The following is a 21,774-nucleotide window of genomic DNA, read 5'->3' on the forward strand; positions in this document are numbered from 1 at the left end:
AATGAGAAACTTGTTGGAGGTTCATGGTCTTACAAAAAGCTTTGGAGGCGTAGTTGCAAATCGTGATGTTTCGTTCACCCTTGAAGAAGGGCTAATTGTTGGTTTAATTGGGCCAAACGGTGCAGGTAAAAGTACGATGTTTAACATGTTATCTGCTGTATTTCCCCCTACAACTGGTGAGATTAAATATAAAGGCCAGAGAATCGAAAAAATGTCATCCTATAAAGTTTGTGAGTTAGGCATCTCGAGAACATTTCAAAACTTACAAGTATTTAAAAACATGAGCGTTTTAGAAAATGTGATGGTTGGACATCATTCAAGAACAAAATCAGGAATGCTTGCTGCTGCCTTACGCTTCCCCAGTGCTAAAAAAGAAGAGAAAATTATTCTTGAAGCAGCAATGGAGCAAATCAAATTTGTTGGTTTAGAGGATCTATATGATGTAAATGCAGGAAGTTTGCCATTAGGCAAGCTCCGCTTACTAGAATTAGCAAGAGCACTGGCAACGAAGCCTGAACTTTTACTTTTAGATGAGATTGCAGCGGGTCTGAATCATATTGAAACGCTTGAGATGAGTGAACTTATTAAAAGAATTCGCAATAAGGGAATATCTATCTTTGTTGTAGAACATGATATGGATTTGGTTATGGGCATATGTGACAAGATTATCGTTCTGGACCAAGGAATGAAAATTGCTGAAGGAATACCTAAGGAAATACAAAATAATGAAAAGGTAATAGCAGCTTATCTTGGTGAGGAAGCCGAGGAAAAAGTCGAGGTGACAGGATGATAAAAAGAATAGATCGCGAGAAAATATTGGATATCAAAAACCTACATTTTAGTTATGGCCCAATTAAGGCTTTAGATAACTTGTCCCTCCATGTACATAAAGGAGAGATTGTTGCATTGTTAGGTGCAAATGGAGCGGGGAAAACAACATTACTTCAAACAATATCCGGATTAAATAGCGCTGATTCGGGTGAGATAATTTTTAAAGATGAGAGCATTACTAAGCTATCAGCTGAAAAAATTGTGCAACGGCATCTTATTCATGTGCCAGAGCATAGACAAGTATTTTCAACGATGAGTGTCTTGGATAATTTACATCTTGGCGCCTATCATCATTATCAGAAAACAAAAAAGAAAAATGTCGTTCAAGAGATCGAAAAGCTGTTTGAAATTTTTCCTATTCTTGAAGAGAGAAAGGATCAGTTGGCAGGAACACTATCTGGCGGCCAGCAACAAATGTTAGCGATTGCAAGAGCAATTATGTCTAAGCCTGACTTATTGCTTCTAGATGAGCCATCCCTAGGATTAGCACCAATTGTTGTGAAAGAGGTACTTGAGTTAGTAAAGAATTTACGCGATCAATATAATACAACAGTATTATTGATAGAGCAAAATGTATTTGCATCTCTTAAAATATCTGACCGTGCCTATGTTATACAGCATGGTGAAATTGTTAAAGAAGGTTCTGCACAAGAATTGCTACGAGATGAAAATGTTAAGGAAGCTTTTTTAGGTCATGCAGTAGGATAATTGATTTTATGTTAATTGGTTGTTTGGAATTTAGGGGGTAAATGGATCTGCACATAATTTTCCATTTATTATAAATATTCAAAACAGTAAATTAACTAAAATAAAATTTTGAAAAAAATGGGGGTTTGAAAATGAAAAAATGGTTAAATTTCGGGATTATTTTTCTATTTGTTGGAATGCTTCTTACAGCTTGTGGTGGCCAGCAAACAGGAAACACATCTAAGTCGACAACAGAAGAAAACAAAGGAGAAGAAACAAAAACTCCGGAGGTTTATAAAATTGGGGCAATTTATTCGAAAACAGGCCCTGCTAGTCCACTTGGTGAACCTGAATGGAATGCAACATTGCTTCTTGAAGAACAAATAAACGCTAATGGTGGTATTAATGGTGTGCCGGTAAAGGTTATTCTTGCTGATGATGAGTCTAAGCAGGAAAAGGCGATTGAAGAAATGAACCGTTTGATTCATGACGAAAAAGTGAATATTATTCTTGGAACTTCAACGACCGGTCCTAGTCTTGCGATGAAAGGACTGGCAATGGAAAATCAAATTCCGATGATTTCAGCTGCTGCAGCTACATCCGTAGTTGCACCTGTTGAGGAGTCAACATGGGTGTTTAAGACACCACATTCTGATTTACACGCAGTAACACGTATTTATCAGTACATGAAACAAGAGGGAATCACAAAAATTGCTACTTTAACAGATTCAAATGCATATGGTGCTGCTGGATTGGAAGTACTTAAAGAATTATCTGGTGAAAATGGCATCGAAATCGTAACTTCTGAATCTTATAATACAAATGATACAGATATGAGTGCACAATTAACGAAGATTAATAGTTCTGGCGCGGAAGCTCTAGTTGTATGGGGAACAAATCCAGGTCCAGCTATTATAGCGAAAAATATGAAAGAATTAAGCATGACAATGCCACATATCAGCAGTCATGGTATTGCAAATAATACATTTATTGAACTAGCTGAAGGTGGAGCTGAGGGCGTTGTTATCCCTACAGGTAAATTATTGTTCCCAACCCAAATTGAAGAGTCAGATCCACAATATGAAGTAATCAAGAATTTCTATGATGCTTATCATTCAAAATTTGGCGGAGAGCCAACACAATTCGGTTCTTACGGATATGACAATATGCTTTTAGCTATTGAAGCACTGAAAAATGCTGGTACAGACCGCCAAGCAATCAGAGATTATCTAGAGACAAAAGTTCAAGGGTTCGTAGGGGCAACAGGTACATTTACATTCTCTCCTGAAGATCATAATGGTTTGTCAGCAGATAGTATGGTATTAGCAGAAGTTAAAGATGGAAAGTGGATGCTAAAAAAGTAGGAGTGGTGTAATGGATACTAAAATTACGGAAAGAGTTACAAATGATCCTTATGCTAAATTATTGGGGATGTCGGTTGATGAAATCGCAGAGGGATTTGCAAAGGTTTCGATGAATGTAACCGATAATATGCTGAATATTCACGGTACTGCAAATGGCGGAGTCATTTTTTCACTTGCAGACGCAGCGTTTGCAATCGCTAGCAATACGTATGAACAACAGGCAGTTGGAATTAACGTGAATATGAACTTTATTGCAGCAGGTTTTTCTAATGATAGATTAATAGCAGTTGCCAAAGAAGTTTCTAAAAATTCTAAATTAGGTTTCTATAATATGGAAGTTAGAAATGAACATGATCAATTAATTGCAACTGCTGATGGCATGGTTTATCGTAAAAATAAGATAAATGCTTAAATGGAAAGGGGTATCCAAATAATCGGGCTTAAGATTATTTGAATGCCCCTTATGCTTTGTCAAATTAAAATTTTAAATCTAATGATTTTCCATAATCAACACGGAAGAGACAGCACTTGCCACTTTCTTATCATTTTGGATCACATCTGCCAGAACATAAGCGGTTCTTTTTCCTAATCTTTCCACTCTAGCTTCTACATATATTTCCCCGATTTGGGCTGGTCTATGAAAAGTTGTATGTAAATCAATAGATGTGAATGCTTGATTATCATTTAATTTTGATGCGATAGCATAAGCCATCATTGTATCTGCTACTGCAGAAAGATAACCACCCATAACTACTCCAATACCATTAATAAATTTTTCATCTACTTGCCAAACTCCACGAGCTATACCATCATCAGAAAAAGTAGGCTGCAGCTGTAATGTTAAATCACAGTTTGGTGGTATATTCCCTTTTGTTACTACCTCCACTAAATCTTTTGGTCGATATATTTTTTTCATTGTCAAACTCCTTTATACTTACATTTTTATAGCTTATATATATTATTATGCTTTATATATATATTTCCTTCTAAATATATTAAAAACATAATGTTTATTAAATTTTACAAACATTTTAGTACTAAATATTTAGAAAATTATAACAAACCGTGTTGTTTAAAGTTGAAAGTGCTTTCAATACAATATAAATATCAAGTGAAGCGGAAAAAAGAGGAGGTGTACTGTTATGCAAGGTAATGGTAAAAAAGACGGAAAGTGCTGTGGGAATTGCTCCGGAAAGACGTCATGTTCAGATAGTCATGGTGAAAAGAAATACTAGTAGCTGATACATCATTCATATTTGTATGTAGGTAATAAAATTAAATAGCATTAGTAGAGTAGAAGTCTAGGAGGGAATTGAAAATGAGTGCTGATCAATCATCACAGATCAAACCAATTCGTGAAAAACCTTTTACATGGGATACGAAAAATGAATATGAAGAAGTAACGTTAAGAATGCAAACTTATATGCATTATCATTATCGTAATATTTTTGATGAAAGAGATTATGATCTTTATGACCCTCGCTATACAAGAATTAAATCTTCTGATTGGGAAGCGTTTAGAGATCCGAAACGATATTGGTATACAACCTACACTAGGGATAGAAAAAATCTAGCTATTGAAGTGGAAAATGGGTTTAAAAATGCACAGGAATTAGGAATAATCGAAAATCTGCCAAGCCAATGGGCAGATGCGCTACGTGATATATACACTCCTTTACGCCATATCGAATATGGTGAAAATGTCCAAATGCAGCATGTAATTCGCTATGCTCTAGGTACGCCGATAGAGCAATGTGCTACTTTTCAAGCCTATGATAAAACAGGTAGAGCACAATGGATTACACTTTGGGCAATGAATATGCAGGAGCATCATGGTAATTTCCTAGATCATAGTAAGGAGATTCTATTAAATGAGCCTGCTTATCAGCCATTACGCAGCTATGCTGAAGAATTATTAGTAACAAACGATTGGGCGGAAGTAATTTTAGCAGAAAACCTTACTTTAGATCTTTTGTTAGGGAATTTAATGTATAAACATTTAACTAAGGAAGCTGGAAAGTTTAACGATTATCATCTTTCAGTATTAAATTTAACGATTAATAAACAAATGAAATGGCAATCGGATTGGGCTTTCGCACTATTTAAACATTTTGCTAATGATAAACCAACGAGCCGTTGGGATTATTTGAAGTCATTAGGGTACGAGGAGTGGCCTGGTGATTATCGTTGGGGCAGAACACTCACTGACCCAAGGGAGACACCAGAGGAAAACTTGAGCAATTTAGAAATCATTCAGGAATGGGTGGAGAAGTGGTATCCAAAAGCATATAAAGCTATTTTAGCACTTGCACCTTTATTTGAAAAACACAATCTTGGTATAGATTTGGAGCAAACATTGAAGCAAATAGAGGAAGAGGATATTATTCCACTTTACAAAAAAGCAGGAATTCCATTTCATTGTGCGGCTTCACCAGTCTAAAGAGGAGGAATGAAGATGTCTGTTGATACAGTTAGATATGTTGGTATCGATTTAGATACTAGTGGCGGGGAGGTTATCAAAGCAATTATCGCTGCTGCAAAGGATGACAATACGGGAGTAGAAGTTGATGATTTTTCAACATTTATTAAACTAAAGGCTCCCAATGAGTTGATTATTAACAGGTGTAATGTGGAAGAGCATCTAGGAAGAGATTGGTCTATGGATGAACTTCATATTTATATGGCATCCTATTTTGGCTTTATGGAAGAGATGGACGATGAACAGCTAATCATTCGTTGGAATAACGTTGACTAAAAAATGAGGTGAGTTCTTTGGCAGTTAAACTTAGTTCAAAAGATCAATATAAATATTTAACTAGAGATTTAATGTGGGAACCAAAAGACTTTGATATGAAAACAGTGTATCCTTTAATCGAAAAAGAAGGAATTCATATTAAAGATCCGAAAAAATGGGAAGATCCTTTCCGTATGACTTACAATCAATATGTAAAAATTCAATCGGAGAAGGATTCTATCTATCATTCGGTGGTTAATGCTTTTGAAGCCAATCATGGACATGCAAAAGTAGTAGACTCCCGATGGTATGAAGGGGTAAAAGCGTTTGCTGTAGCTGTTCAGCCAGCAGAATATCAAGCACACCGCTTAATGGCTTATATTGGAAGGAATATTCCAATTGAAGCAATCCGTTTTGCTACTTTTGCCCAAGCAATCGATGAATTGCGCCACGCACAAATTGAGATTAAACATTATGCCCATATGAGTAAATATTACGATGGTCTACATTCCTATGCTAAAACAAATGAGAATCATTGGTTTAACACCGTTCCAAAGTCATTCTTTGAAGATGCATTAAGTGCAGGACCATTTGAAGCATTGATGGCGATTTCCTTTTCATTTGAATATTGCTTTACAAATATTTTGTTCCTGCCATTTGCTTCCTCAGCAGCTGCTGTTGGTGATGAGCATTTTGCTGCGACAGGTAAAACAGTACAATCGGATGAATCAAGACATATGGCGCTCGGAATGTCTGCCTTGAAAATGCTATTAGAAGAAGATGACCGAAACGTTCCGATTGTTCAGAAGTGGTTGGATAAATGGTATTGGAGAGCCTACAGAATGTTTTCTGTTGTATCAGTAATCGTGGATTACTACCCGCGTATTCGTCCAATCTCATGGAAAAAAGCTTTCGAAATCTATATTGAAGACCAAGTATTTAATGGCTTATTTAAAGATCTAAGAAAATATGGTATTCGCCTACCTTTACATGCAGAAGATAGCATAAAGGAAAAAGAACATTACTCCCATGCCACTATGAGAATTTTAGATCATTATAAACATGCTAATGTATTTAGAACATTTAAGCTGCAGCCGGATGATTATGAGTGGCTGGCAAGTGAGTACCCAAATACGTTTGACCAATATTATGCGTCTTATTATAAGCGTCAAGGTGATCACGCATTAGCTGTTACTAGTCCGGGAATCCCATCTGTATGTAAAGTATGTCAAATTCCATTGGAATTTGTAAATCCGGATAAACCAACACAACAATGGACACAGTACAGTGAATACAATGGTGATATCCATATGACATGTTCACCAGGCTGTAAACATTTATTTGAATCAGAACCACAAAAGTATATGCAAATGTGGTGGCCAGCTGAAGCTTATGTAAGTGGTGAATTTGGAGAAAATGTTCCGATGGATCTGTTTAAGTATTTAGCGTTTAGTCCTGAAGAAGCGGGAGAGCATTACTCATCTAGAGACCGTTTACGTTGGCTGCAATACCGCCAAGCTATTAATTTTGATAAGAGATTCAAATAATTGGAGGTGAATACAATTGGCAATCAGTTATTTACATGATCCAAACCATTTGTTGGTCCATATAGTTCCATCTTCTTTAGCTGGCGGGGATGAATTATTAACCTATATCGCACTTAGGGCAAAATATGATATGACGGGATTAGATTTAAAAGAAGCCGGTCTTAGCTTATGGAACTTAAATGAAGACAATCATCGCTATAAGTTAGTGACATGGCTTGGTGGTCAAGATGTCGATGTCGATGAAAAGAAAACATTGAAAGAAATGGGAATTAGAAACGGTGCACCAATTCAAATCATTGCAGTCTAGAAGACTATAAAAATATTCAAATAGCATAAAAGGGAGGACTCATTTGTTATGAGTAAGACAATGGTAGAAACATATGAGGTCACTCTTGAACCTAGCGGGAATCAAATACAAGTGAGGGAAGGCCAAACGATTTTGGATGCCCTTATCCGTAATGGTATTCAAATACCGTATGGGTGTCGTCATGGCAGCTGTAGTGCTTGTAAAGCTAGGGTGCTGGAAGGTAATTATGAAATTATGGGGAGAGTATCCGAATACTCTCTTCTCTCCTTTGAGAGAGATGATGGCATGATTCTTCTTTGCAGCACATTGGCAGAGAGTGATCTTGTAGTGGAAATTGAAGAAGAAGAGGAAGAAGGCCTAACATTTTATCCAGTTGTTGATTTTGAAGCAATAGTCGAAAAAAATGAGCAGGTTACACCAGATATTCACATTATTGATCTGGAGTTGACCGAACCAACAACTGTACCTTATGGCGCAGGGCAATTTTTCGAATTTCAGGTTCAAGGTGAATCAGAACTCAGGTCCTATTCCGCGGCAACTAGATATATTGATAACAAAAAGATTCAGCTTCATGTTAAAAGAATTCCAAATGGCATTGGCTCGAACTATATGTGTGACCTTAAAGTTGGAGCAACTGTAAAAGCTTCGGGACCATATGGGAAAATGCAATTACGTGATCGCGATAAAGATTTAGTGTTTGTTGCTGGCGGTTCAGGTATGGCCCCAATCAAGGCTTTGCTTGAAGAAGTTTTTTCTGCCTCTTTTGACCATGAAGCATGGTTTTTCTATGGGGCTAGAACAGAACAGGATTTATATTTAGTAGAAGATTGGCTTGAATTGGAACGAAAATATCCGAATTTCCACTTTATCCCTGCACTATCCAATCTTTCAGATGACTCAAATTGGAGTGGGGAAAGAGGATTTATTGCTGATGTAATCAAGAAAAAGATGGAGTCATGTAGTGGGATGGATGCTTACCTTTGCGGGCCGCCGATCATGTGCGAAACGGTAACAGATGCCTTATATGGAAAAGGCTTAAGAGGAAACCATATCTATTTAGATGAATTTTAGTTATTAATTAAAAACTGTCAGGAACCAAATTCAGATTCCTGACAGCTTTTAGGAAGTAAGTGATATCCTATATAGGATTCTTCTATAACATCCCCCTTTTTTAAAAAACAATTAAGAAAATTTCCAGAAAAGACGATGGTTGTTTCATATATAGCAACACAATCCTTGTATATGGGACAAACTTTGATATATTGATTATACAAGACATTTTTTGTATTATCAAATACGCCTCGGCGTATTTCTGCCTCAGATTTTCAGAGGCATCCGCCGGAGGCTTAATTTCATTCAGTAATTGCTGAATGAAATTAAAGCGCTGTCATTTGTTGATTTTGACATCAAGAGACTAGAATAATTTTCTTGGATCGAGGTGGTATTGTATTGGCGAATCACTCTTCAGTTGAAAATGAATCTGTTATTCGATTTCCTTCAGATGGTAAGATCTATTTGAATAACCAAAGAGTCTTTATTACCTCAACAGCGGCTATGAGTCTATTGCGTCAGGGTTTACTAGAGATGGTTGGAGAGATAAGAACGAGACAATTTCTTGTGTTGCACGGATGGAGTCTTGGCGTTCATGATGCATCTATTACCTTACAAAATAATACGAACAAGTCTAAAGAAGAAATGATTCTTGATGGGCCAAAATTGCATACCCAAAAAGGTCATGTCTATGTCCAACCTTTAAAGCTCGAGATGGATATAAAAAAGAATAGTTTCTATATGGAAGGAATTTGGCGGCATTCACATGAAGCTGAAGAATGGAAGAAGCTTTTTGGTTTAGACAACAGACCAACTTGTTACACAACGATTGGCTATGCCAGCGGCTATATATCAACAATCTTAGGAATGAAGGTTATTGTAACAGAGATCAAGTGTGAAGGTAAAGGTGACGACTGCTGTCATTGGATTGCTAGACATGAGCGAGAATGGAAAGACAAAGAAGTTAAAGAGTTATTTAGTTTTAATGAAACTAGCTTAATTAAAGAGTTAGAGTCAGCTTATGAACAAATAAAGGAAGAAAGAGATAATCTAGATAAATCTTTTACCATCCATAAACGCTTAACTAGTGAATTAATCCAAGGCCATGATTTGCAGTCTATTGCAAGCGTTCTCTTTGAAACATTGGATGTACCGATTATGTTTGAAGACCATCAATTTAACGTGTTGGCAGCAGCAGGATTAGACGAAAAAGAAATAATAAAGAATAATGAGCAGATGAAGTGTTATAAAAATACAAAAATGAAACGGTTTAAAGAATTGAAGTTGGAATTTCTTAAAGATTTCAAACCGGCCGTTGTGCAGGTTGCTAGTCAACATTACCGCTTAATGATTCCGATTATATTAAATCATCAGGTTACGGGTTATTGTTCTGTCATAAGACCAACAGATAAATTTTCAATCTTGGAAAATATGATGATCGAAAGGTCGTCGGTAGTTTGTGCGATGTATCTTCTAAATGATCGAACTGTGATTGAGGCAGAACAACGCATGCGTGGGAATTTTTTAGAAGAAATTCTATCGGGCAAAATGAGTAAACAAGAAATTATAAAAATGGGTCACTATGTGAGTGTGGATTTTTTAAAGCCCTTTCATATAGTAGTGGTTAACGTTTTTCATACGGAGCATAATGTAAAGGAAGAAATTGAATGGAAAGATGACCTCGTTACCAAAATATCGGGATTTTTCAAAAAGATGTCCATTCCAATACTAATAACCTATAAATCAGAAAATTTTGTAATCTATATTCAGGATGATATTTTAAATCAGTGTAATAAGACTATACAGAGTCTGACCGAAGAGATTATGACGGTTTGTTCAAAGTCATACCCGTGTCCTACTTTTTATAGTGGTATTAGCACATGCCAGGATAATATCGAGTTAGCTAAAAATCAACTCGAAGAAGCTTTGACAGCAGTGAAGCTTAGCACGAAATCTAAACCAATTACTAGTTATGAAGAGCTTGGGTTTATTGGACTTTTAATTCAGACTGGAGATAAAGAGGCAATTAGAAAATATTCGATTCAAGTATTAAAAGATCTATTAGAATACGATAACCGAAAGGGCATGGACTTGACGAAAACACTGTATCACTATATTTTGAATGGCGGTAATTTGGAACAAACCGCCTGCAGCTCAGCCTTATCCATTAGTGGATTAAGATACAGGATTGAGAAAATAAAGGATATTTTGTCTGTAGACATCCGTCAACCAGCCTCAAGTTATCCATTATTTCTGGCAATACAAATGCTTATTATTTTAGGTGAAATACAATTTGATTTGTAACAAAATGTTAACAAACTATCAAAAATTGACTGAAAATAATTCTATTATTTAGTTTATACTGTATGTATATGTCTGAAAATAATCAAAAATTAGAATATTTCGTAGGAAGACAATACTATTGAAATATTTTAATCTATAAATTAGTAAAAATAATAAAATTAGGGGGAATGTTGTAATGGCAATCATGCGCTTAGGAAGAGTAGAAATCGGATGTCCAAACTGGGAAAAATCTATTGAGTATTACAAAAATGTAATCGGTTTAATTGAAGTTGCTCGTGAAGAAGATAGAGTTTATTTAAAAGCTTGGGATGAGCACGATCATCACAGTGTTATTCTGAAAAAGAATGATTCTGCAGGTTTAGTTCATTTAGCCTTTAAATGTGAGTTTGCCTCTGATTTAGATCTATATGAAGAAAAATTAAATAACTATGGTGTAACTACTGAGCGTGTACCGGCCGGAACTCGCCTTGCTGAAGGAGAAGCGGTACGTTTCGTCATTCCTACTGGACAAACTGTAGAACTTTATAGTGAAATTGAAGTAGTAGGCAATGGCTTACCACTGGTGAACCCAGATCCATGGCCAGATGGATTAGTAGGAATGCATCCAACACGCCTAGATCATTTATTGGTTGCCGGAGACGATGTAGATGGGGCAGTGAAGATTTTCACAGACCTTTTCGACTTTCATGTAAGTGAGCAATTAGTAGCAGGGGAAAATAATGATGTTACTATTTGTAAATGGTTATTCAAAACAAATACAGCCCATGATATTGCTATTATAAAAGGCCCTCAAAATGGACTACACCACTTTGCATTCTGGTTAGATGAGTGGGTTGAACTAAGAAATGCTGCTGATATTATGGCTAAAAATGACGTCATGATTGATGCAGGACCAACTCGTCACGGTATTACAAGAGGTACAACAATTTACTTCTTTGACCCATCTGGTAACCGTAACGAAGTATTCTGTGGCGGCTATATCACATATCCTGACTCTCCAACGATTACTTGGACAGAAGATACGATTGGTAAGGCAATATTCTACTTCGAAAGAGAATTAAACGAAAGATTTACGACTGTATTCTCATAAAAAATAATATAAAGATAACAAGGAAGTTTCTCGATTTGGATGCGCTCGGGAGCGGTACCAAATATTCGGGAAACTTCCTTCTACTTATTATTGAAATTTTCAACAAAGGGGTTATGTAAAATGGGAGCTTATAAAGTAGTTATAAGAGAAAAAGAGATAGCTGTGAGGGAGAATGAAACGATCCTTAATGCATCACAACGCCAAGCAGGTGGAATTTTTGTCGGCTGTAAAGGTGGTGGCTGCGGGATGTGTAAAGTAAAGGTTGTCAGTGGACATACATTAGATGGAATTGCTTCGAAATCTGTGTTATCAGATGACGAACATTCTGCAGGCTACCGTTTAGCATGTCAAAGTATGCCAATAACCGATATGGTTGTAGAACCATGCAGAGAAATGAATAAAATTCTAAGATAATCAAAAAAAGGCTGATCCTTAAATTTTAAGGAACCAGCCTTTTCGCTTTTCTAATGCCTAGCTCCAGCGCCCAGCAACTCGTAAACTTCGCTGAACGGGCGCTTTTGCTTTTCTTACTTTTCCAGTTCTAGTAATAAATCGTCCGCTTGGACTGCTTCTCCGCTTCTAACATGGATGTCGGTCACAACCCCATCAAATGGAGCTTGAACGGTTGTTTCCATTTTCATTGCTTCTGTAATCATTAAGTGGTCACCTTTTTTAACCTTTTCGCCTTTTTCTACTAATACTTTAACAACTGTTCCAGGCATAGAGGCACCAATATGATTTGGATTTTTCTTTTCTGCTTTCGGTTTTGCTGCTACAGCAGATTTCATACTTTCATCTTTAACAATGACTTCGCGAGGCTGGCCGTTTAATTCAAAGTAAACGACTTTTGTACCGTCTCGCTGTGTTTGACCAATGGAAATTAACTTAACAATCAATGTTTTTCCTTGTTCGATTTCCACTTCGATTTCTTCACCGAGGCGCATACCATAGAAGAAAGTAAGGGTATCAAGGACGGAAACATCACCATATTGGTCAAAAAAATGTTGGTATTCCTCGAATACTTTCGGATATATTGCGTAGCTGATCACATCTAAATCAGAAACCTCATGTTCAAATGTGTTTTCCAATTCTTTTTTAATGGCATCAAAGTCAACAGCCTCAAGTAATTCTCCGGGTCTAACTTTAATTGGCTCACGACCTTTTAAAATTACTTTTTGCAACTTTTCAGGGAAGCCTTGGTACGGCTGACCAAGATAACCTTGGAAAAATTCCACTACAGAATCAGGGAAATTAAGGGTGTCACCACGTTCGATTACATCTTCTTCTGTAAGTTTGTTTTGAACCATGTATAACGCCATATCTCCTACAACTTTAGAAGAAGGAGTTACCTTAACAACATCGCCAAACATATCATTTACATTGCGATACATTTGCTTAACATTGTCCCACTCGCTCTCTAGGCCAACAGCCTTTGCTTGCTGCTGTAAATTACTGTATTGTCCGCCTGGCATTTCATGATTGTATACTTCTGTATGAGGAGCATACATTCCGGATTCAAATACTTTATAGTAGTGGCGTACATCCTCCCAATAATGGGCCAGCTTTTCAAGTGACTGAATATCAACCTTTGGTTGGCGATCTTGATTCTGCAACGCATAGTACAATGTATTTGCACTTGGCTGTGATGTTAATCCCGCCATAGAGCTTGTTGCCACATCAACGATATCTATGCCGGCTTCAATGGCCTTCACGTAGGTATAAATGCCATTTCCGCTTGTATCATGTGTATGAAGATGGATCGGAATATTCACGGTTTCTTTTAAAGTCGAAATCAATGTATAGGCTGCTTGCGGCTTCAATAGACCTGCCATATCTTTAATTCCTAAAATATGGGCTCCAGCGTTTTCAAGCTCTTTTGCCATATTCTTATAATACTCAAGGTTATATTTCGTTCTTGTGCTATCTTCAATATCCCCAGTATAACAAATAGCTGCCTCGGCAATCTTTCCTGTATCTCTAACAGCATCAATCGCCAATGTCATACCCTTAACCCAGTTTAAGCTGTCAAAGATTCGGAAAACATCGATGCCATTTTCTGCTGATTTCTGAACAAATTCTTTAATGACATTGTCTGGATAATTTGTATAACCAACGGCGTTGGAAGCACGTAACAGCATTTGGAATAATAGGTTCGGCATTTTTTCTCTTAATACTTGCAGCCTTACCCATGGATCTTCTCTTAAGAAACGGTAGGCCACGTCAAATGTTGCACCGCCCCACATTTCAACAGAGAAAAGATTTGGCAATAGTCTGGCTGTTGGTTCAGCAATATGTTTTAAATCATTTGTACGAACACGAGTTGCAAGTAGGGATTGGTGCGCATCTCTGAATGTTGTATCTGTTAATAGAACTTCTTTTTGGTTTTTAATCCAATTTACAAGACCTTCTGGACCTTCTTGGTCAAGAATTTGCTTTGTTCCAGTTGGTATTGGTTCAGATAATTTCACTTTTGGCATTCTTGGATTTTTAAGAAGTGGTTTCTTTTCTTTCGCAAGGCCTGGAGTTCCATTTACAGTGGTATTTCCAATAAAGCTTAACATCTTTGTACCGCGGTCCTTACGCTGTGGAAAAATGAACAGCTCCGGTGTTTGATCAATGAAATTTGTATTATATTGACCTGTCAAAAATTTCTCATGCGTAATTACATTTTCCAAGAAAGGAATATTCGTTTTAATACCACGAATCCTAAATTCCTTTAAATTTCGATGCATTTTCGCAGCTGCTTTCTCAAATGTCAAAGCATGTGTGGAGATTTTCACAAGCAAGCTATCATAAAATGGTGTGATGACAGCACCGGCAAAGGAGTTTCCGGCGTCAAGGCGAACGCCAAACCCACCACCGGAACGGTACGCTGTGATTTTTCCTGTGTCAGGCATGAAATTATTTTCTGGATCTTCTGTTGTGACACGTGATTGAATGGCATAGCCATGAGTTTTAATAAAAGACTGATTTGGGATACTGATTTCCTTACTGTCGAGTTGATGTCCTTCCGCAATTAGGATTTGTGATTGAACGATATCAATTCCGGTAATCATTTCAGTAATGGTATGCTCAACCTGTACTCTTGGGTTCACTTCAATAAAGTAAAATTCCTCTTCTTTTGTAACAAGGAATTCAACTGTACCGGCATTTACATATTTTACATTATCCATTAACCGCACAGCTGCTTCACAGATGCGTTCACGTAAGTCTTCAGATAGGGAAATACTTGGTGCAACCTCAACAACCTTTTGATGACGACGTTGGACAGAACAATCGCGTTCATACAAGTGAACAATGTTTCCGTGTTGATCACCTAGAATTTGCACTTCAATATGTTTAGGATTTTCAATGAATTTTTCAACGTAGACCTCATCATTACCAAAAGAGGACTTCGCTTCTGATTTTGCACGATTATAGCTTTCAACGAGTTCATCTTCACTGCGAACGATTCGCATTCCGCGACCGCCTCCGCCTAAGGAAGCTTTAATAATGAATGGATAGCCAAATTGACTTGCGAATGCTTTTACATCATCAACACTTGATACAGGACCATCGGAACCAGGAATAACTGGAATATTCGCTAAAACAGCTTGGTGTCTCGCTTTTACTTTATCGCCGAACATCTCCAAATGCTTTTCTTTCGGTCCGACAAAAATGATTCCTTCTTCTTCGCAGCGTTTCGCCAATTGAACATTTTCAGATAAGAAGCCGTATCCAGGGTGGATGGCGTCAACATCATTTGCTTTTGCGATTTCGATGATTCCTTCAATATCTAAATAGGCATCGATTGGACTTTTATCCTCACCAACTAAATAGGCTTCATCCGCTTTGTAACGGTGATAGGAGCCAGAATCCTCTTTCGAATAAATGGCTACAGTACGTATTCCAAGCTCAGTACAAGCACGAAATACGCGAATTGCAATTTCTCCTCTGTTTGCTACAAGGACTTTCTGAATTTTTCTCTCTCTCATTTTATGACCTCCTCCTAAACGCTACACATAAATGTTGCTTATAAAGCAACATAAATTCTGTATATGATACAAAGTATTTTAGCAAAAGATTCAAAAAATATATACAATAATTAATACTTTAAATCGAAATTTTTTTTAATTTCATATAAAGCAACAATAATGTTGTTATACGAACAAAAAGGATTTACTATAAATTAAGAAGATTCTATCAAATAATAAAAGGAAGTGTCAAAGAATGCCTTTAGTTCAGATTACTATAATGGAAGGACGTACACCTGAAAAAAAAGAACGGCTAATTAAAGAAGTAACGAATACAGTTTGTGAAACATTGGAAGCACCAATTGAATCTGTTCGTGTACTTATTAATGAAATTCCTGCATCACATTGGGGAATTGCAGGTGAATCAGTAGAAAAACGCCGTTCAAAAATGAATTAATTAGGAGGGATTATATGAAGTTAATAGAGAAGTTTTCCATTCCAAATGAGCTTGCGAAAAAAATGATTGAAGCAGCTGAAAATAAGGCAAAGGAATTGGGAATCGCTGTTAATATTACGATTGTAGATGAAGGCGGAAATTTAGTAGCTTTCTCTAGAATGGATCATGCTCCGCTTCTAAGTATCGGCATATCACAAAATAAAGCATACACTGCTATTGGATTTAAAAAACCTACCGGTGATTGGTATCCAATGATAAAGGATGAACCAGCACTATTAAATGGAATTGTACACACTCCGAAACTTGTTATTTTCGGCGGTGGCTTCCCTATTACTGTTGATGGTCATGTCATTGGCGGTATCGGTATTAGCGGAGGAAGCGCTGAAGAGGATGAAATGTGTGGGGAAGCAGCACTTCAAATTGTTCAACAATTAGTTTAAACCTTAAGGGGGGTATCTCAAGTTAACAGATCATATGAGTCTATTAATTGGGATAGCCCCTCTTTTAACAACTTGTAAACAGTGAATTCGAATGATAAAATTATTGTGATATATGGAAACGTTTACTACTATACTAAAATACTATTCTATTAATTTAATGAAGTAAGGAGGCGAATACAATGGAAAGAAATGTAACAGCCCAGCAACTAATGGATGCGCTTGTTGTGGTTACGCCATTTATTGCTGATATTTTGCAAGTAGATATGGGATTTGCCGTTACAGACAAAGAAAAGTTTATTATACAAAAAGATGGGAAAACATTGAAATTGAATATTTCTCCAGGTGATCCTCTCAAACCGACTTCGGCATCTGCAGAAGCTATAAGAACGAAAAAGTATGCTGTTAAGAATATGGATGCTTCTTTATATGGCTTACCAGTTAGACTTTCAGGGTATCCAATAATAGATGAAAATAATAATGTTATCGGTTCGGTGGGAATTGCTAGGAACATAGAAACCTGGACTGGTTTGAATAATAGTGCTGAGGAATTATCACAATCTAGTGGTGAGGTTGGGAGTATTATAAAACTGTTTTTGGAAATTGCCTCCCAAATAAAAAGTGAAAGTGAAGCACTCCAAGAAAAGGCTGCTGATATTAATAATAAGTTTAAAAGATCTAGCCAGATTTTGGATTCTATTAAATCAATCGCTTCACAAACAAGGCTAATTGGACTAAATGCTGCTATTGAAGCTGCAAGAATTGGAGATGTCGGACGAGGATTTGGAGTCGTTGCAGATGAAATCCGGAAGTTGTCTGGTCACAGTAATGATGCAAGTATCGAAATTGAAAAAACATTAAATGATTTGAAGATTGACCTTCAATCCATTACGGATGAGGTTACTTCTATAAACAATACTGTTATTAGTCAATTAGAAAAAGCAAAAGATATTAATACTAGAATTGAAAGATTTGAGGAAATTTCAAAGCTTTTATTACAATTATCCAGTAAACTATAAAAAAAGAAATCGGGACAATCCTGCCCCGATTTTTCTTGTCTAGCGCTTGTGCTTTTCTTACCTCCAATAGCCCATTCTATCTGAAATTTCCATACTGGCTTCAATGACTTTTTTGGCAAGTGGTCTAATTTTGCTTTGCTGTATTCGTTGCATCGGACCAACCACAGTCAGGGCCGCTATTACCTTTCCGGTATAATCGTAAATAGGTGCCGCTACTGAATGGACACCTTCATTGAATTCTGCCAAGCTATAGGCAAATCCATCTTCTTTTATCTTTTTTAATTCTTCTCTTAACTTGTCGGGATCAGTAATTGTTGTATCAGTATATTTTTTTAGTCCTGTATTAATCACAGTTTCTACAACACTATCATCTGCATGAGCCAATAGAACCTTACCGGAACTAGTACAGTAAGCCGGATTTCGTCTTCCAACATGTGATAGTGCTCTTACGTAATGTTTACATTCAATTTTTTGAATATAAATAACATCGGTATTATCAAGAACCGAGATGTGGGCCGTTTCATCGATGTCCTGGACCAGTTTATTTAAAATTGGCTGTGATTCACGGTAGACATCCATGTTATTATTGATAATGCCACTTAATGAAATGATTGTCATTCCTAAGCGATATTTTTTTGATTCGGGATCTTTATAAACAAACCCTTCACTAGCAAGTGTTGCCATTGTTCGGCTGACAGTACTTTTATTCAGACCTAACTCTGTGGCAAGATCACTAATCTTTTTTTCAGGTTCATCCATTGAAAAGCTCCGTAAAATTAATAGTGCATTTTTTACTGATGAAAGCAAATTATCTTTGTTATCTTTTGAATCCCTATCATTCGTTGTCAATTTAGTACACCCTTTCGTAGTTTCATATAGAAGAACGCACTCTCTCTATAGAAAACATATCAAAAAAAATGAAAATTGAAAAGTGATAATTTTTTTAAAGGAATATTCTAAAAATTTCATAAGTTTTGTTACTTTCTAACTGATTTTTTGATATAGTGTATGTTATAGAGAAACGCAATTTCGATATATGAAACTAAAAACTATAAACTATAAACAGGGAGAGTGGAAACATATGTATGATGTACATACTCATTTTATACCGCAAGATGTAATCGCATGGCTAAAAGAAAATAAGTCTTTAGTCAATGCAAAATGGGAAAAGAAAGACCCAAATAAAGAGGACTTTCTTGTTGTAAATGAAAAATGGGGCTTTGAATTAAAGAAATCTTTCGTAGATGAGAACCTGTATTTACATGAACAAAAAAACATTGGCGTCAAGCATTCGCTTGTATCACCAATTCCACAATTATTTATGTATGATTTCTCCGCCGAAATAACAAGTGAATTATCGCAAGTTTATAATCGCTCTTTAGCTAATTGGGCTGATCGAGAAACAGAAAAAATATCAGGACTGGCTACTGTACCGCTTAATAGTCCTGTTAAGGCTGCCGGGTTGCTTAATGAAGCAATGAAATTGGGCTTAAAAGGTGCGATTATTGGACCGGGACTATCCGAATATATGTTATCAGATGATTTTTTTGCACCGTTTTTTGAAGAGGCTAATAAATTAAATGCGATTATCTTTATTCATCCGCTACTATGTGAAGATCCAAGACTAAAGAAGAGAATGATGCCTAATTTAATTGGTGTTCCTTGGGAAACAACAGTATGTGCAACTGATTTATTACTAAGTGGCTTTTTAGACAAGTACCCGAATATTAAAGTATTGCTTGCCCATGGCGGCGGTTTTCTTCCCTACCAAATAGGAAGATTAAATAAAGGCTACAGTATGTGGAACAATGTTTCGTCAGTATTACAAGCACCGCCGATTGAGTATTTAAAAAGAATGTGGTATGACACCGTTCTTTGGAACGAGGGAAGTTTGCAGTATTTACTAAATACAGTTGGCGAAGACAGGGTAGTTCCAGGATCAGATTATCCTTTCGACCTTTGTACTTGGCCACCACAAATTTCAGGAGAAAAAGGTGTCAATTCGCTTTTGGCAACAAATGTAAATACTTAAATAAGAAAAGAGGCTGCAAAAGTCTCTTTTTTATTTTAACGAAAAAAGATGAAAAAGTTTCAAAAAAGATACTTTTTGTTGCGTATAGAACAACTGCGAGGTTGTATGCGCAACTAAGTAGAGTTATTATAATTTTAAGATTATTATATAAAATCCCTAACATAAGGGAGGATTTCGGGAGATGATTGAAGAAGTTAAACTTAATGTATGTTGTAAAATCAATTGACTTTTTACATCTTAATTAACATGGAATGGAGTGGAACATATTGACTACTCAAACAATACAATTTGCTGACCAACTTAGAGAAGCAGAAGTAACAGGCGTAGGAATTGCTCCTTTAACATCAGTGAACCCAGATCTTACACCGGTGGAAGCTTATCATATACAACTTGAAAATATTCAAAGGAAATTAGATGCTGGACAAAAAGTAGTAGGAAAAAAGATCGGCTTAACGTCACTAGCAATGCAAAAATTACTTGGAGTAGATGAGCCGGACTACGGACATTTACTTGATTCTATGGTTGTTGAAAATGGTGGAACCGTTTCTATGAGTCAAATACTCCAACCTAGAGTTGAAGGTGAAATCGCTTTTATTCTGAAAAAAGACTTAATCGGACCAAATGTTACTACTCTTGATGTCTTGCAGGCTACTAAATATATCGTTCCGGCACTAGAGATCGTCGGTAGTAGAGTAAAAGATTGGAAGATTAAATTGCCGGACACAATTGCTGACAATGCTTCCAGTGGTCTTTATGTATTAGGTGGAAAACCAACACGAATCGAAGATGTAAATTTAGAATTACTAGGTATGGTCTTAACGAAAAACGGTCAGTTAGTGAACACTGGCGTTGGAGCTGCTGCACTAGGTAATCCAGCAACATGCGTTGCTTGGTTAGCAAACAAGCTATCTCAATTTGATATTCCGCTGCGTGCAGGGGAAGTTATTCTATCAGGTGCACTTTCAGCAATGGTCGTTGCAGAACCTGGTGATACATTTACAGCTCGATTTGCGCATCTTGGTCAAGTTACAGTGAATTTTGAAGAATAATAGGAGGGAGTTGTAGTTAATGAGTAAAGTGAAGGTAGCAATATTAGGTTCAGGTAATATTGGTTCGGATTTAATGATTAAGCTTAGAAGAGCAACCAATCTAGAATTAACAGCAGTTATTGGTGTTGATCCCGAGTCAGATGGTTTAAAACGCGCAAGAGAATATGGGTATGCAACTTTTGATAATGGAATTGACGGATTTTTAGAACAACCGGAACTTGCTGATATCGTATTTGATGCAACTGGCGCAAAGCCGCATATCAGACACGCTAAATTATTAAAAGAAGCAGGAAAACGAGTGCTTGACTTAACACCTGCAGCTGTTGGTCCATTTGTAGTACCTACGGTAAATATAAATGAACATTTAGACGATGATAATGTAAATATGATTACTTGTGGAGGCCAAGCAACAACTCCAATTGTACATGCAATTAATCAAGTTCAACCAGTTGCCTATGCAGAGGTTATCGCAACTGTATCTAGTAGAAGTGCTGGTCCTGCAACACGAGCTAATATTAATGAATTTATTGAAACAACGAATAGTGCCCTTGAAATTATTGGTGGGGCAAAGCGTGGAAAAACAATTATGATTATTAATCCAGCTGAACCACCAATTATTATGAGAGATACAATCCACGCATTAGTTGAAGGCGATACTGTGGATGAAGAAGGTATTGTGAAAGCAATTCGAGACATGGAGAAAAAAGTACAACAATATGTTCCAGGATTCCGAATTAGACAGGAGCCATTATTTGATGGGAATAAAATAACAATCCTGATTGAGGTTGAAGGTGCTGGAGATTACTTGCCTAAATATGCAGGTAACCTAGACATCATTACGGCTGCATCCGTTCAAGTTGCAGAACAATGGGCAGTCAAAATGCTAGCAAATGCTACTGTTTAAAGAAGGGAG

21 protein-coding genes are annotated in these 21,774 nt (G+C 36.7%); 18 read left to right on the forward strand and 3 right to left on the reverse strand.

What is annotated here, in order from left to right; translation table 11 throughout:
• The first annotated feature begins 1 nt into the window (after position 1).
• The 4 genes from P9E47_RS11100 to paaI all read left to right on the forward strand — a co-directional run bounded on the left by P9E47_RS11100 (position 2) and on the right by paaI (position 3,294).
• A complete protein-coding gene (locus P9E47_RS11100) occupies positions 2–790 on the forward strand; it encodes an ABC transporter ATP-binding protein (RefSeq protein ID WP_326163472.1) in 789 nt (262 codons plus the stop codon).
• A complete protein-coding gene (locus P9E47_RS11105) occupies positions 787–1,539 on the forward strand; it encodes an ABC transporter ATP-binding protein (RefSeq protein WP_004432258.1) in 753 nt (250 codons plus the stop codon). Before P9E47_RS11100 ends, P9E47_RS11105 begins: the two co-directional genes overlap by 4 nt.
• A 131-nt stretch (positions 1,540–1,670) precedes the next feature.
• Positions 1,671–2,882, forward strand: a complete 1,212-nt coding sequence (locus P9E47_RS11110) for an ABC transporter substrate-binding protein (protein ID WP_326163474.1) — start codon at positions 1,671–1,673, stop codon at positions 2,880–2,882.
• A gap of 10 nt (positions 2,883–2,892) precedes the next feature.
• A complete protein-coding gene (gene paaI, locus P9E47_RS11115; RefSeq protein ID WP_326163476.1) occupies positions 2,893–3,294 on the forward strand; it encodes a hydroxyphenylacetyl-CoA thioesterase PaaI in 402 nt (133 codons plus the stop codon).
• Between the two features lie 78 nt (positions 3,295–3,372).
• Here paaI and P9E47_RS11120 read toward each other — a convergent pair whose 3' ends face one another.
• Positions 3,373–3,798 (reverse strand): PaaI family thioesterase, encoded by a 426-nt coding sequence (locus P9E47_RS11120; RefSeq protein WP_004432261.1) that lies wholly within the window; start codon positions 3,796–3,798, stop codon positions 3,373–3,375.
• Positions 3,799–4,200: 402 nt separating this feature from the next.
• Between P9E47_RS11120 and P9E47_RS11125 the strand changes: the two genes are divergently transcribed.
• The 8 genes from P9E47_RS11125 (at position 4,201) to P9E47_RS11160 (ending at position 12,328) form a co-directional block, all read left to right on the forward strand.
• Positions 4,201–5,322: a ferritin family protein gene (locus P9E47_RS11125; RefSeq protein WP_326163477.1), complete on the forward strand. Its 1,122-nt coding sequence runs from the start codon at positions 4,201–4,203 to the stop codon at positions 5,320–5,322.
• 15 nt (positions 5,323–5,337) lie between these two features.
• Positions 5,338–5,637, forward strand: a complete 300-nt coding sequence (locus P9E47_RS11130) for an MmoB/DmpM family protein (protein ID WP_004432265.1) — start codon at positions 5,338–5,340, stop codon at positions 5,635–5,637.
• 8 nt (positions 5,638–5,645) lie between these two features.
• Entirely contained in the window at positions 5,646–7,163 is a 1,518-nt protein-coding gene (locus tag P9E47_RS11135) for a ferritin family protein (protein ID WP_035196827.1), read from the forward strand.
• A gap of 16 nt (positions 7,164–7,179) precedes the next feature.
• The gene (locus tag P9E47_RS11140) at positions 7,180–7,470 is read left to right on the forward strand and encodes a hypothetical protein (protein WP_004432271.1); all 291 of its coding nucleotides are present in this window, start codon (positions 7,180–7,182) and stop codon (positions 7,468–7,470) included.
• Between the two features lie 48 nt (positions 7,471–7,518).
• Positions 7,519–8,541 (forward strand): NADH:ubiquinone reductase (Na(+)-transporting) subunit F, encoded by a 1,023-nt coding sequence (locus P9E47_RS11145; RefSeq protein ID WP_326163480.1) that lies wholly within the window; start codon positions 7,519–7,521, stop codon positions 8,539–8,541.
• A 378-nt stretch (positions 8,542–8,919) separates the two neighbouring features.
• On the forward strand, positions 8,920–10,824 hold the full coding sequence (locus P9E47_RS11150; RefSeq protein WP_326163481.1) for a XylR N-terminal domain-containing protein: 1,905 nt from the start codon (positions 8,920–8,922) through the stop codon (positions 10,822–10,824).
• A gap of 175 nt (positions 10,825–10,999) precedes the next feature.
• The gene (locus P9E47_RS11155) at positions 11,000–11,914 is read left to right on the forward strand and encodes a catechol 2,3-dioxygenase (RefSeq protein WP_004432276.1); all 915 of its coding nucleotides are present in this window, start codon (positions 11,000–11,002) and stop codon (positions 11,912–11,914) included.
• 120 nt (positions 11,915–12,034) lie between these two features.
• A complete protein-coding gene (locus P9E47_RS11160; RefSeq protein WP_039957667.1) occupies positions 12,035–12,328 on the forward strand; it encodes a 2Fe-2S iron-sulfur cluster binding domain-containing protein in 294 nt (97 codons plus the stop codon).
• A 113-nt stretch (positions 12,329–12,441) separates the two neighbouring features.
• Here P9E47_RS11160 and pyc read toward each other — a convergent pair whose 3' ends face one another.
• Complete coding sequence (gene pyc / locus P9E47_RS11165; protein ID WP_326163482.1) at positions 12,442–15,888, reverse strand: pyruvate carboxylase; 3,447 nt, start codon at positions 15,886–15,888, stop codon at positions 12,442–12,444.
• Between the two features lie 235 nt (positions 15,889–16,123).
• Here pyc and P9E47_RS11170 point away from each other — a divergent pair, with 235 nt between their 5' ends.
• From P9E47_RS11170 to P9E47_RS11180, 3 genes are all read left to right on the forward strand, one after another.
• Positions 16,124–16,324, forward strand: a complete 201-nt coding sequence (locus P9E47_RS11170; RefSeq protein WP_004432279.1) for a 4-oxalocrotonate tautomerase — start codon at positions 16,124–16,126, stop codon at positions 16,322–16,324.
• A gap of 14 nt (positions 16,325–16,338) precedes the next feature.
• A complete protein-coding gene (locus tag P9E47_RS11175; protein ID WP_004432280.1) occupies positions 16,339–16,764 on the forward strand; it encodes a GlcG/HbpS family heme-binding protein in 426 nt (141 codons plus the stop codon).
• A gap of 179 nt (positions 16,765–16,943) precedes the next feature.
• Positions 16,944–17,780, forward strand: coding sequence for a methyl-accepting chemotaxis protein (locus P9E47_RS11180; protein WP_326163484.1), 837 nt, complete (start codon positions 16,944–16,946; stop codon positions 17,778–17,780).
• Positions 17,781–17,837: 57 nt separating this feature from the next.
• Here P9E47_RS11180 and P9E47_RS11185 read toward each other — a convergent pair whose 3' ends face one another.
• The gene (locus P9E47_RS11185; protein WP_004432282.1) at positions 17,838–18,629 is read right to left on the reverse strand and encodes an IclR family transcriptional regulator; all 792 of its coding nucleotides are present in this window, start codon (positions 18,627–18,629) and stop codon (positions 17,838–17,840) included.
• Between the two features lie 232 nt (positions 18,630–18,861).
• Here P9E47_RS11185 and P9E47_RS11190 point away from each other — a divergent pair, with 232 nt between their 5' ends.
• The 3 genes from P9E47_RS11190 (at position 18,862) to P9E47_RS11200 (ending at position 21,765) form a co-directional block, all read left to right on the forward strand.
• A complete protein-coding gene (locus tag P9E47_RS11190; protein WP_004432283.1) occupies positions 18,862–19,812 on the forward strand; it encodes an amidohydrolase family protein in 951 nt (316 codons plus the stop codon).
• Positions 19,813–20,063: 251 nt separating this feature from the next.
• Complete coding sequence (locus P9E47_RS11195; protein WP_035196838.1) at positions 20,064–20,861, forward strand: 2-keto-4-pentenoate hydratase; 798 nt, start codon at positions 20,064–20,066, stop codon at positions 20,859–20,861.
• A gap of 19 nt (positions 20,862–20,880) precedes the next feature.
• The gene (locus P9E47_RS11200) at positions 20,881–21,765 is read left to right on the forward strand and encodes an acetaldehyde dehydrogenase (acetylating) (RefSeq protein ID WP_004432286.1); all 885 of its coding nucleotides are present in this window, start codon (positions 20,881–20,883) and stop codon (positions 21,763–21,765) included.
• Positions 21,766–21,774: the final 9 nt, after the last annotated feature.

This window comes from Schinkia azotoformans (assembly GCF_035811335.1).
Lineage (GTDB): Bacteria > Bacillota > Bacilli > Bacillales > Bacillaceae_J > Schinkia > Schinkia azotoformans.

Bases quoted from the DNA above. Each gene is read 5' to 3' on its own strand.
- P9E47_RS11100 (WP_326163472.1), top strand. From the start codon at position 2: ATGAGAAACTTGTTGGAGGTTCATGGTCTTACAAAAAGCTTTGGAGGC.
- P9E47_RS11105 (WP_004432258.1), top strand. From the start codon at position 787: ATGATAAAAAGAATAGATCGCGAGAAAATATTGGATATCAAAAACCTA.
- P9E47_RS11110 (WP_326163474.1), top strand. From the start codon at position 1,671: ATGAAAAAATGGTTAAATTTCGGGATTATTTTTCTATTTGTTGGAATG.
- paaI (WP_326163476.1), top strand. From the start codon at position 2,893: ATGGATACTAAAATTACGGAAAGAGTTACAAATGATCCTTATGCTAAA.
- P9E47_RS11120 (WP_004432261.1), bottom strand. From the start codon at position 3,798: ATGAAAAAAATATATCGACCAAAAGATTTAGTGGAGGTAGTAACAAAA.
- P9E47_RS11125 (WP_326163477.1), top strand. From the start codon at position 4,201: ATGAGTGCTGATCAATCATCACAGATCAAACCAATTCGTGAAAAACCT.
- P9E47_RS11130 (WP_004432265.1), top strand. From the start codon at position 5,338: ATGTCTGTTGATACAGTTAGATATGTTGGTATCGATTTAGATACTAGT.
- P9E47_RS11145 (WP_326163480.1), top strand. From the start codon at position 7,519: ATGAGTAAGACAATGGTAGAAACATATGAGGTCACTCTTGAACCTAGC.
- P9E47_RS11155 (WP_004432276.1), top strand. From the start codon at position 11,000: ATGGCAATCATGCGCTTAGGAAGAGTAGAAATCGGATGTCCAAACTGG.
- P9E47_RS11160 (WP_039957667.1), top strand. From the start codon at position 12,035: ATGGGAGCTTATAAAGTAGTTATAAGAGAAAAAGAGATAGCTGTGAGG.
- pyc (WP_326163482.1), bottom strand. From the start codon at position 15,888: ATGAGAGAGAGAAAAATTCAGAAAGTCCTTGTAGCAAACAGAGGAGAA.
- P9E47_RS11170 (WP_004432279.1), top strand. From the start codon at position 16,124: ATGCCTTTAGTTCAGATTACTATAATGGAAGGACGTACACCTGAAAAA.
- P9E47_RS11175 (WP_004432280.1), top strand. From the start codon at position 16,339: ATGAAGTTAATAGAGAAGTTTTCCATTCCAAATGAGCTTGCGAAAAAA.
- P9E47_RS11180 (WP_326163484.1), top strand. From the start codon at position 16,944: ATGGAAAGAAATGTAACAGCCCAGCAACTAATGGATGCGCTTGTTGTG.
- P9E47_RS11190 (WP_004432283.1), top strand. From the start codon at position 18,862: ATGTATGATGTACATACTCATTTTATACCGCAAGATGTAATCGCATGG.
- P9E47_RS11195 (WP_035196838.1), top strand. From the start codon at position 20,064: ATGGAGTGGAACATATTGACTACTCAAACAATACAATTTGCTGACCAA.
- P9E47_RS11200 (WP_004432286.1), top strand. From the start codon at position 20,881: ATGAGTAAAGTGAAGGTAGCAATATTAGGTTCAGGTAATATTGGTTCG.